Consider the following 12,064-nt stretch of genomic DNA (forward strand, 5'->3'; position numbering starts at 1 on the left):
GATTTACCTTATACTAAGGTCTTAAACAGCGTAACAGAAATACCGAACGTACTTTTTCAGAAATAGATATATATGTCCAAGAAGACAAGAAGATTATTCAAAGTTGCATCCGAATTTAACGTCTCTACATCCTCAATTGTAGATTCGTTGTCGGACGAAGGCTTTGATATTGACAATAAGCCAAATTCCAAGATTACGCCCGAAATGTACGAGGCGCTGGAAGGGGTTTATGGTGTTGATAAAGAAAAAAGTAAGCAGCACGCGAAAGCAAAAGAGGAATACGAGAATCGTCGTAATCAAATACGTGCCAGCCGAAACGAAAGTGTATCTGTAGAGGATTATCTCGAGCCGCTTGAGGATGATGATCTTCCGTTAGAACCCGAAGAGGATGAAGATATTGAGGGACTTGAACCTCAAGATGAGGAAGATTCTGAAGAAGTTGAAGAGAAGGACGAAGAAACTGTTACGCCGGAAGAGGATCAAGGAGATGAAGAACAAGAAGAAATTCAAGAAGCCGATGAGGAACAGCAAGAGGTAGAAGTTGAGGATGATCAGGAATCAGAAGAAAAGGTTAAGGCATCTGAGGAAGCTGAGACTACTACTGAAGAAGAGCCTGAAGACAAAGAAGATACTGAAGAAATTGAGGAACCTTCAGATGATGAAGAATTGGATGATGAAGAGGAAGATGAGGGTGAAGATGAAACAGATGAGTTAGAAGAGGATGACGAATCTGAAGAAGATGATGAAACAGATGATACTTCGGATGAAGAGGAAGATGAGGATTTGGATGAAGATGAATCTGAAGACTCCGAAGAAGAGGACGACGAGGATGAGGAGGAAGAAGAGGATGACGATGAAAGGGAACAGGGAGTAATTCGTGGACATGCCGGCCGACTGAAAGGAACCAAGGTTGTCGGTAAGGTTAAGATTGATGAGAGTAAGCCCAAACGGCGTAAGAAAAGAAAGCGTAAAAAAGACCGTCAGCAGGCCGAAGAGGACGGGGAAAACACAAAGTCATCAAAACGAGAGAAAAAGAAAAGTAAGAAGAAGGATAAGAAAAAGCGCCGGAAACGTCGCGGCAGTCGTGTTGATGAGGAAGATGTAGAACAAAAAATGAAAGAGACACTGCGTAAGATGCAGTCGTCCGAGACGGTTGGTAGTAAACGACAGAAACGTCGTCGCCAACGTAAAGAAGAGCGTGAGGAAGAAGAACAGCTACAGCAGGAGCTTGAAGAGCTGGAAGAAAATATTATTGAAGCTACCGAATTTATTACGGTAAGTGATTTGGCTGAGCTGATGGATGTAAAAGCCAATGATGTTATTACTACCTGTATGAATTTGGGTATGATGGTGTCGATTAATCAACGGTTGGATGCAAGCACGATTGAGCTTGTAGCTGAAGAGTATAACTATGAGGTTGAGTTTGTTGATGCTGATGATGCCATTGAAGAAATTGAACTTGAGGAGGACGATCCGGAAGATCTGGAACCTCGTGCTCCAATTATTACCGTAATGGGTCACGTTGACCATGGTAAAACGTCGCTGTTGGATTACATTCGAAAGTCCCAAGTTGCTGAAGGTGAGGCTGGTGGAATTACGCAGCACGTAGGTGCTTACGAGGTTACTACTGATGATGGTCGACCCATTACCTTCCTTGATACGCCCGGCCACGAAGCTTTTACGGCTATGCGTTCTCGAGGAGCTCAGGCTACCGATATTGTTATTCTTGTTGTTGCTGCTGATGACGCAGTACAGCCGCAGACTATTGAGGCGATTAACCACGCGAAAGCAGCTGGAGTATCCATTATTGTTGCCATTAACAAAATGGACTTACCTGATGCAAAACCCGATAAAATTAAACAGCAGCTTGCTGAGCATGATGTTATCGTTGAGGAATACGGTGGTACCAATCAGGTCGCTGAAGTATCGGCTAAGACGGGTAAAGGTATTTCTGACTTGTTGGAGAAAGTTCTTATTGAAGCGGAATTGATGGAGTTGAAAGCGAACCCGGATCGAAACGCTGATGGTGTTGTCTTGGAAGCTCGTGTTGATAAAGGAAAGGGTATTGTTTCAAATATTCTTGTGCAAAATGGAACACTCCGAGTGGGGGATGCTTTTGTGGCTGGCCCTTGCTTTGGTCGTGTTCGTGCCATGGAAAATGAGCTCGGTGAACGTATTGAAGAGGCCGGCCCATCAACACCGCTGCAGTTAACTGGGTTTGATGATATTCCTAAAGCTGGAGATAAGTTGGTTGCGCTCGATGATGAGAAAAAAGCCAAGGAAATTGCCAATCAACGACAACAGATTAAGCGAGAACAAGAGCTGCGACAATCCAAGCATATGAGTTTGGATGACCTTTCTCGACGTCTTGCACTTGGTGAGATTGAGGATCTAAATCTTATTGTTAAGGCTGATGTGGATGGTTCGATTGAAGCACTTTCAGGTGCTCTGCAGAAGCTGAGTAATGAAGAAGTTTCCGTTAATATTATTCATACCGGTGCCGGAGCTATTACAGAATCTGATGTACTTCTTGCCTCCGCATCCGAAGCAATTATTATCGGTTTCCAGGTGCGGCCTACCAGCAATGCTCGTCAGGTTGCTGAGGAAGAGGAAATTGATATCCGGTTGTTTAGTGTTATTTATGATGCGGTTGAAGAGGTTAAAGATGCGATGGAGGGTATGCTTTCTCCTGAAATTAGTGAGCGTCTTTATGGAAATGCTGAGGTCCGTGAAATCTTTAAGGTGTCAAGTGTAGGAACGATTGCCGGTTGTTATGTGACTGATGGTAAGGTCAATCGTAATAACCCAGTTCGGATCGTGCGTGATGGTGTGGTGATCTATGATGGGGAAATTGATGCTCTTAAGCGTTTTAAGGATGATGTTAAAGAGGTTAAGAGCGGGTACGAATGTGGTATCAGTATTGTAAATTATAATGATATCAAGGTTGGCGACGTTATCGAAAACTACGAAGTTGTTGAAGAGCGTAGAAGTCTCGAAGACGTTAAAAGTGACGACAGCTAATCCGGTAATATTTAAAATTGCTTAGTATGAGTATTCGCCCTGAACGTTTAGGATCTGTAATTAAGCGAGATCTTGGCAAGATCATCCAAAAAAAATACCAGCGAAGTGGATCATTTATTACAGTCACAAAAGTTGATGTGACTCCCGATTTGCTCATCGCAAAAATATTGCTGAGCGTTTATGCTCCCGGCAAGGATGAAGATGCTATTTTTGCTTATCTGGAAGAACAAAATGCGGCGATCCGTAAAGAGTTAGCCGATAAAATTCGTCATCAGGTTCGACGAATTCCGGAGCTTCACTTCATCAATGATAAAACGGCAGAGCACGTAGAGAAGATGGAGAAACTTTTCCAAAAGATTCGAAAGGAACGTCGGCAACGAGACTCAAATACCGGTGACGAGGAGTAGAACTGCACATGGCAAAGGCTATTCCGCTTGAGGAGTTACCGATCTTTTCAAAAAAAAATCTTCCTCATCCCGACATAGATTATAAAAAAGGGGCGGCTTTTCTTATTGATAAGCCCAAGGGATGGAGCAGCTTTCAAGTTGTTAAGTTTTTACGCAAATGTACTGATATTCGAAAAATAGGTCATGCTGGTACGCTTGATCCTATGGCAACCGGTTTGCTAATTCTCTGCGTAGGGAAGGGGACGCGTACCGTTTCTGCTTTCCAGGATGCCGACAAAGAATACAAGGCCGAAATTGTTTTTGGATCATCGACTCCCAGTTTAGATGCCGAGACTATTCCAAATCGGCGTGCCTCTTTTAATCACCTGACACAGAAAAAAATTGAGGAAACATTAGAGGAGCATTTTTCCGGACTAATTGTACAAATTCCGCCTATGTATTCGGCATTAAAGCATAAAGGACAGCCCCTTTACGAGCTGGCGCGAAAAGGTAAAGAGGTGAAACGAAAGCCCAGGCAGGTAATTATAGAGCAAACAAAAATATTGGAATGCAACTTTCCTCATCTCGAGTTATATGTTAAGTGCAGTAAGGGAACGTACATTCGTACACTTGCTGATGATTTAGCTATTGAATTGGAAACGGCCGGACATTTAGTTGGGCTTAAACGTACAGCAATTGGCGATTTTAAGAATTCAGATGCATTGAGGGTTCCAGAGTTAGAAAATATTTTTTCGATCAATAATTATGCTTCACAAATAGAGACACTTTAATAAGTGGTCATTAAAAATTAATGTCTTATGGCTGAACTTGTATTCTTAAAAGATGTTCAACGTGAGGAAAATACGGTATTGACAGTTGGTACTTTTGATGGGGTTCATGCAGGTCATCGGGCTATTGTCGATACAGTTGTCGAAAAAGCCAATGAGCGGAATGCCCGTAGTGTGCTTGTGACTTTTGATCCACATCCGAGAAATATTATTAATCCGGGTGATGATGGAATAAAACTGTTGACAACCCTTCAAGAACGCTGCGAAATTCTTGAAGAGCTTGGTATTGACCGGATGATTGTAATTCCTTTTGATCGGGATTTTTCCTTACTAACCTCCGATGAGTTTATTCGTGATATCATCCACAAGAAAATAGGGGTAAGTGAGTTTGTTATCGGATACGATCATCACTTTGGACGTAACAGAGAAGGGACTATTGAAACGATTGAAAAGCTTGGCCAAGAGCTTGGTTTCGATTCCTATGTCGTATCCAAACGGGAGGTGGGTACGCAAACGGTAAGTAGTACTGCTATCAGGAATGCAATAAGCGAAAAAGGGAATGTAGAACAGGCTGCAGAGTTTTTACAGCGTCCATATCGTTTAAATGGCACAGTTGTACATGGTGATAAGCGCGGTAAAGAAATCGGATTTCCTACAGCAAATATTAAACCCGAACATGTTAATAAGATTATCCCCAGAGAGGGGGTGTATGCGGTGAAGCTCCGTACCAATGGTGATTGGTTTGATGGGATGATGAATATTGGTACACGTCCAACTTTTGATGGCCGAGATCAAACCTTAGAAGTTAACCTGTTTGATTTTGATAGAGAGATCTATGGAAAGGAAGTGCAGATACGGTTTTACAGCAGGATCAGGGATGAAAAAAAATTCGATGGAAAAGAAGAGTTGATCGAACAATTAAAACAAGACCAAAATCAAGCGAAGCAAATTTTATCAAGGGATTAAAATATTGCAAAATACGGCGTGAACGCTTATCTTTGCTTGCTATTATACAAACATTTACATAGTTGTAGAAAAGACAAAAAGAATTTAATTATCACATGGCGATAACAAAAGAGCGAAAAGAAGAACTCGTTGAACAATATGGTGGATCTAAAGAAAATACAGGGTCTACCGAAGCTCAGATAGCAATTTTGACTGAGCGTATTAATGACCTTACCGATCACATTCAGGAAAACACGCAAGATCACCATTCACGAAGAGGTTTGTTGAAGCTGGTTGGGAAAAGAAGAAAACTTCTCGATTATCTTAAAGACAACGATATTGAAACCTATCGTGAGCTTATTGATGATTTAGGAATTCGTAAGTAATTCTTAAAAGGCACGTTTTTTGAGCGTGCCTTTTTATATATCTGCATTTGCGCAACATTTCCTTCCTGAAAGTCATTTTTACAAAGTTAATGATTTGATTGCTGATAACTTTGTAGCTTATTTTAAATTCGAAAAAGAAGATTAGACAATAATGAAAGAAGATTTTAAAAGTGTAGAATTTGCACCGGGTAAAACGTTATCTATAGAGACAGGACGTATTGCTAAGCAGGCCGACGGTGCAGTGGTGGTTCGCATGGGCGATACTATGGTATTATGTACTGCAGTAAGTTCAAAAGAACCAAGCGACAAACCATTTTTCCCCTTAACCGTAGATTTGCGCGAAAGTTTTTCTGCTGGTGGTAAATTTCCTGGGGGCTTTATTAAGCGTGAAGGTCGTCCAAATGACAAAGAGGTGCTTTCCAGTCGGTTGATTGACCGTTGCCTTCGGCCTTTATTTCCGGATGGTTACACAAACGAAACCCAAATAATTTGCTCGGTACTTTCATCCGATGGTGAGCATGATGGTGATGTATTGGGTGCTGTAGGAGCATCTGCTGCACTACATATTTCAGATGTTCCATTTGCAGGACCTATTGCAGAAGTTCGCGTGGGACGTATTGAAGGAGAATTTGTTGTTAATCCTACCATTAGTCAGATGGAAAGCAGTGATATCGATATGATTATTGGTGGAACTGCAGAGAGTGTTTCTATGATGGAAGGTGAAATGGATGAGATTTCTGAGGAGGAAATGCTTGAGGCTATTAAAGTGGGTCATGAAGCCATCCAAAAGCTGTGTGCATTTCAGGAAGAACTTCGCGAAGAGTTCGGAAAAGAAAAGCGTGAGCACACGCCTGAACCGGTGGATGAAGATCTTAAAGAAAAAGTTCATGAGCTTGCCGAAGAACGTATTCGTGAGCATGTAAATGTTGGGCTCGACAAAGAGAAATACAGCGAAGGCCTTCAGGAAATTAAAGACAGTGTTGTTGAAGAGCTGACGGAAACCGAAGAATACGCTGAAGAAGGCGGTACAATTAAGGATATCCTCAGCGATATTGAGAAGAAAGAACTTCGCAATATGATTCTTGAGAAAAAGAAACGTATTGACGGACGTTCTCCGGAAGATATCCGCGATATCTGGACGCAGGTTGGATATCTTGCTCGTACACATGGTTCTGCAATCTTTACCCGTGGAGAAACGCAGGCACTTGTTTCTGTTACACTGGGTACCCAAAAAGATGCCCAGGCTGTTGATACACTACTGACCGAAGAAGACAAGAAGTTTTTCCTCCACTATAACTTCCCAAATTACAGTGTAGGAGAAGCTGGCTTTATGCGCGGTCCCGGCCGACGTGAAATTGGTCACGGACATTTGGCCGAGCGTTCGATTAGTAAATTGATGCCATCTTTTGATGAGTTCGGATATGTTATTCGTGTGATTTCTGATATTACAGAATCAAACGGTTCATCTTCTATGGCGTCTGTTTGTGGTGGTTCAATGGCACTGATGGATGCTGGTGTCCCCCTTAAAAAACCTGTTGCCGGAATTGCAATGGGAATGATTGTTGGCGATGATAAGGAAGTGGTCCTTTCTGATATTCGAGGCGAAGAAGACTTTATGGGAGATATGGACTTCAAAACAGCTGGTAGCCGCGATGGTATTACAGCTTGCCAGATGGATATGAAAGTAAGTGGCATCTCTTTTGAAAAGCTTGAAGAAGCACTTGAACAAGCTCGAAAGGGAAGACTTCACATTCTTGACAAGATGGCTGAAACCATCTCTGAACCCCGAGAACAGATCTCTGAATATGCTCCCCAATTTGTTAAAATGGAGATTGAAGCGGATGATATTGGATCTGTAATTGGACCGGGTGGAAAAGTTATCCAAACCCTTCAGAAAGAAACCAATACCGAGATTTGGGTTGAGGAAGATGAAGAGCGCGGTAAAGGTAAAATTACTATTAGCGCTGATAGGTTAGATAATGCCGAGGAGGCAAAGAAACGTATCCAGGGCATTGTAGGTCATCTCGAAGAAGGTGCTACCTATCAAGGTACGGTGAAAGCGATCAAGGATTACGGCGCTTTTGTTGAGATTGTACCTGGAAAAGATGGATTGCTTCACGTCTCAGAAATTAACCATTCGCATGTTGACAATGTACGTGATGTACTGTCAGTGGGGGATGAGCTTGAAGTGAAGTTGCTCAAAGTTGAGCATGGTGGAAAACTTCGTCTTTCACGAAAGGCATTGATTCCTGAAGATGGAGATAACAACTAAGCTTATCAGATCTTTACAAATAAGTTATATTTTTGCGCCATCTCGATTTTCGGGATGGCGTTTTATTTTAGTTGATAATTCGTAGTGTCAACTACCGTTTTCTCTGGTTCCAATGTTCTGCTTCGGAACCTTAGATTGGTTGCGATACGCAGTAAAGCTACGGATCGAGAATTGTAAACTATCATGGGATGAGCACGGTGCTCGAACTATTTTATAAAAAGAATTTTATATATGAGCTCAATACAAAATATGAATGAAATTGATTTTGTAAATAAAACAACCTTAGATAACGGACTTAAGATTGTTACTGAGCATGTCGACAGTGTGAAAAGTGTGGCTGTTGGCATCTGGGCGAAGACGGGAAGCCGTAACGAGACAAATAAGATGGCAGGTGTGACACATTTTCTTGAGCACATGCTTTTTAAGGGAACCGATAGCCGCTCTTCGCTCGATATTGCTATGAGTATGGAATCTGTTGGTGGATATCTGAATGCATTTACATCATCAGAATATACATGCTACTACTCACGATGCTTAAATACACAGCTCGAACGGGCGCTGGATGTCCTTTCGGATATGGTTCTGCATCCATCATTTCCTGAGGATGAGATCGAGAAGGAAAAGAAGGTAGTCATTGAAGAAATGAAGATGTATCGGGATAGTCCCAATGATTACCTTTTTGAACAATTTAGCGAACAGGTCTTTAAGGGACATCCATTGGGAAATTCAACGCTTGGTTTTGAAGATACTGTCTCTGCATTTGAGCGTCAGGATCTATATGACTATATGGATGATCGATATCAGCCTGGAAACTTATTGGTGTCTGTCGCTGGGAATGTGGATCACGAGAAGGTAGTTAAGTTGGTAAGCGAATATTTTAGCGAAGTTGAACCGCAAGAAACAGTAGATCAAAATCCATCACTGCCGGATTATGAAGTCAGTGATGTAGAACTGACAAAGCCTATTGAACAAACGCATCTTATTGCCGGGCGACGTGGCTTGCACTACAATCATAATGATAAGTACCGGTTGTTGCTTTCCAATACAGTGTTAGGGGGTGGAATGAGCTCTCGGTTGCACCAGAATGTCCGTGAAAAGTACGGGTATTGTTATACGATTACGTCCTTTAATCAGTCTTACAGTGATACCGGTTTGTATGGTATTTATGTAGGTACAGATAAAGATTATGTTGGGCACGTCAGAGAGCTTATTGAAGCTGAGATCGATAAGCTAAAGCAGGATCCTATCCCTGAGAAAGAGTTATCTGAGGCGAAGGCCCAGCTTAAAGGCAAGCTGATGCTATCGGTCGAAAGCATGAGTAACCGTATGTCGCGGTTGGCAAAGAGTGAAATCTATTTTGATCGCTTTGTTACACTTGATGAGTTGCAAGAAAAGATTGATGCGGTAGAAGCCGATCAGGTCCAGGATTTTGCGCAGGAATTTTTCGATAACGATCAGTTTTCAGAGGCTTTATTGCTCCCTGAAGCATAGGAATTATCGTTTCGAGTCTGATCAGAAATGATTAGTTTCGATGTCAATATTTGATCTAAAAGTATTAACAAAATTATTCGTTGAAGCATGGTTTATATCAGCAATTTGTCTGATCACGTTGATGAAGAAGTAACGCTCAAAGGATGGGTATATAATTATCGAAGCAGTGGGAGCCTCTATTTTGTTGAATTACGCGATGGTTCTGGTATTTGCCAGTGTGTTGTGGCACAAGATGCTGTAAGTGAAGAGGCGTGGGAGCAGACAGAAGCACTCCGCCAGGAAACCTCTCTTGAGATAACTGGAAAAGTGGTTGAGGATGAACGAAGTATTGGGGGACATGAGCTACAGGTTACCGACCTAAACATTTACCAGGTTGCCGAAGATTACCCCATCACGCCCAAAGAGCACGGCGTTGAATTCCTGATGGAAAACCGTCACCTGTGGTTGCGTAGTCAAAAGCAGTGGGCGGCTATGCGTGTGCGCAACGAAATTATCTATGCAATACATACCTTTTTCCAAGAGCGCGGTTTTGTACAGATGGATGCGCCTATCTTTACTGGGAATGCGGCCGAGGGCACGACCAATCTTTTTGAAACCGAATATTTCGAAGATCAGGCATACCTAACGCAATCCGGTCAGTTGTATGGGGAAGCCATGGCCATGGCACATGGGTTGATTTATACCTTTGGACCAACTTTCCGTGCCGAAAAAAGTAAAACGCGTCGTCACTTGACCGAGTTTTGGATGATTGAGCCGGAGATGGCTTTTTACGACTTGAATATGAATATGGATCTGGCCGAAGATTTTATCTGTTTTATTGTAAAACGAGTATTGGATCGTCGTCCTAAAGAGCTTGAAATATTGGAGCGCGATACGTCTAAGCTCCGCAAGACCGTGGAAGAGGACTTCCCCCGCATTTCATATACTGAGGCCGTTGAGCAGCTTAAGAGCGACGAGATGGCGGAAATGTTGGATCAGATGGTAGAAGATCGCAAGCAGGAGGCTGAAGATCTGAAAGAGGAGCGTGAAGAGATTGAGAAGGAGCGTGGACAAGCCAAAAAATGGCGCAAGGCCCAGATTGATGAACGGGTTATAGAAATTGGTAAACGACTTGATGAGATTGAAGAGGATTTGCGCAATATTCCCGATTGGAGAGAATCCGCCCTTAATTTTGAATGGGGAGAAGATTTCGGTGGTAGTGATGAAACGTTGCTGACGATGAAATATGATACTCCAATTTTGGTACATCGTTTTCCCGCAGCTATCAAAGCATTTTATATGAAGCGTGATCCCGAAGACGAAAAATTGGCGATGGCGGTAGATATGTTAGCTCCCGAGGGATATGGGGAAATTATCGGTGGAAGTGAACGTGAAGAGGATTTAGAAACGCTGAAAAAACGTATTGCTGAGCACGGACTTTCTGAAGAGGTATTCCAGTGGTACTTGGATCTCCGTCAATATGGATCGGTACCACACTCCGGTTTTGGACTGGGCTTAGAACGAACGGTGGCATGGCTTTGTGGTTTGGATCACGTTCGTGAAACCATTCCTTTCCCCCGTATGATGGGACGATTGACACCTTAATAACTTTCAGCGATCAGCACTCTTGTTAACTGAATGCTGAAAGATAATAATCCACAGCTCTGAAATGGCTAAAAAGACCAGCATAGAACTCTATTCCGAGATTCTGAATGAGCTTCGTTCAGATAATCGGGAGCCCGTATACTTTTTCTATGGGGAAGAGGAGTTTTTTCTGGATAAGCTGCAGGAAGTGGTTGAGGGAATAATTCCTGAGGATCAAAAGGATTTTAACTTTGATCTACTTTACGGTCGGGATGTCACACCCGAGAAAGTACTCTCAATTATTCGCAGTTATCCGATGATGGCTGAACAGCGTATAGTTATTTTGCGAGATTTTAAAGAGCTGAGTGGTTATGGTGCTCAGGCCGAAGGCTACGAGGGTAAGGTCAATGATCTCATTCCATATTTGGAACAACCTAACCCTACTACGCTGTTTGTCTGTATTGATACCAAGAAGCCATCGGGACGATCTAAAATTGGCAAAGCATTTAAGAAGCACGCAGGATTCTACGAATTTGAAGAAGTGCCCGACTACCGCCTACCTGATTGGATTATAAGTTGGGCTAAAAAACACCATAATAAGAAGATAGAGCCGCCGGCGGCCCAGATGCTGGCGCAATATGTAGGCAACAGCTTGCAGTTACTGTCCACAGAAATAGATAAAGTGTGCACTTTTGTAGACACTTCTGATACCATCACAGAGAGCGAAATAAAAGAAATAATCGGTCTTTATCGCGAATATTCGGTGTTTGAGCTAAAAGACGCCCTTTTTGACCGTAATCTTGATGAGGCCCTGTTCATAGCGGAACAGATGTTGCAACACTCTAAAGCGAACACGGGAGAAATTATTCGTTCCGTGGGGTTCTTTTACAATGTGTTTTCAAACATCTGGCAAATACGCCGGTTAGCTGGACAGGGTAATTCCAAAAAACAAGTTCAAAATACCTTAGGTATCAATAACAATTGGTACTTCAACAAGCTTTGGAAAGATGCTTCAGCTTTTCAACTGGTCGAGATGCCCAGAATTTTTGAAGCACTCTTAGATGCCGACAGAGCATCCAAAGGTTTTACCAAGATGGACCCCTCCACGATACTTCTCCTGATGATCAAACGGATCATCGGTTAGTACAAATATTATTATTTCTCTTAGCGGAACACTGATGATCCCCGCAATTATTAACTGCAATCAAAATA

General features: G+C 42.4%; 9 protein-coding genes. All 9 read left to right on the forward strand.

The window, feature by feature from the left end:
• The first annotated feature begins 72 nt into the window (after window positions 1-72).
• The 9 genes from infB to holA all read left to right on the forward strand — a co-directional run bounded on the left by infB (window position 73) and on the right by holA (window position 11,996).
• Entirely contained in the window at window positions 73-3,021 is a 2,949-nt protein-coding gene (gene infB / locus AAFH98_RS10695) for a translation initiation factor IF-2 (RefSeq protein WP_342522702.1), read from the forward strand.
• A gap of 26 nt (window positions 3,022-3,047) precedes the next feature.
• Window positions 3,048-3,428, forward strand: coding sequence for a 30S ribosome-binding factor RbfA (rbfA, locus tag AAFH98_RS10700; protein ID WP_342522703.1), 381 nt, complete (start codon window positions 3,048-3,050; stop codon window positions 3,426-3,428).
• An 8-nt stretch (window positions 3,429-3,436) separates the two neighbouring features.
• Window positions 3,437-4,198, forward strand: coding sequence for a tRNA pseudouridine(55) synthase TruB (gene truB / locus AAFH98_RS10705; protein ID WP_342522704.1), 762 nt, complete (start codon window positions 3,437-3,439; stop codon window positions 4,196-4,198).
• 27 nt (window positions 4,199-4,225) lie between these two features.
• The gene (locus AAFH98_RS10710; RefSeq protein WP_342522705.1) at window positions 4,226-5,161 is read left to right on the forward strand and encodes a bifunctional riboflavin kinase/FAD synthetase; all 936 of its coding nucleotides are present in this window, start codon (window positions 4,226-4,228) and stop codon (window positions 5,159-5,161) included.
• A gap of 95 nt (window positions 5,162-5,256) precedes the next feature.
• On the forward strand, window positions 5,257-5,526 hold the full coding sequence (rpsO, locus tag AAFH98_RS10715; protein ID WP_342522706.1) for a 30S ribosomal protein S15: 270 nt from the start codon (window positions 5,257-5,259) through the stop codon (window positions 5,524-5,526).
• Window positions 5,527-5,677: 151 nt separating this feature from the next.
• The gene (pnp, locus tag AAFH98_RS10720) at window positions 5,678-7,798 is read left to right on the forward strand and encodes a polyribonucleotide nucleotidyltransferase (RefSeq protein ID WP_342522707.1); all 2,121 of its coding nucleotides are present in this window, start codon (window positions 5,678-5,680) and stop codon (window positions 7,796-7,798) included.
• A gap of 231 nt (window positions 7,799-8,029) precedes the next feature.
• A complete protein-coding gene (locus AAFH98_RS10725; protein WP_342522708.1) occupies window positions 8,030-9,289 on the forward strand; it encodes a M16 family metallopeptidase in 1,260 nt (419 codons plus the stop codon).
• Between the two features lie 87 nt (window positions 9,290-9,376).
• Window positions 9,377-10,873, forward strand: coding sequence for an asparagine--tRNA ligase (locus tag AAFH98_RS10730; protein WP_342522709.1), 1,497 nt, complete (start codon window positions 9,377-9,379; stop codon window positions 10,871-10,873).
• Between the two features lie 64 nt (window positions 10,874-10,937).
• Window positions 10,938-11,996 carry a DNA polymerase III subunit delta gene (holA, locus tag AAFH98_RS10735; RefSeq protein ID WP_342522710.1) on the forward strand — a complete coding sequence of 353 codons (1,059 nt, stop codon included), beginning with the start codon at window positions 10,938-10,940 and terminating at the stop codon, window positions 11,994-11,996.
• The last annotated feature ends 68 nt before the right edge of the window (window positions 11,997-12,064 follow it).

It is taken from the genome of Fodinibius sp. Rm-B-1B1-1 (assembly GCF_038594945.1).
GTDB classification, from domain to species: Bacteria; Bacteroidota; Rhodothermia; order Balneolales; family Balneolaceae; genus Fodinibius; species Fodinibius alkaliphilus.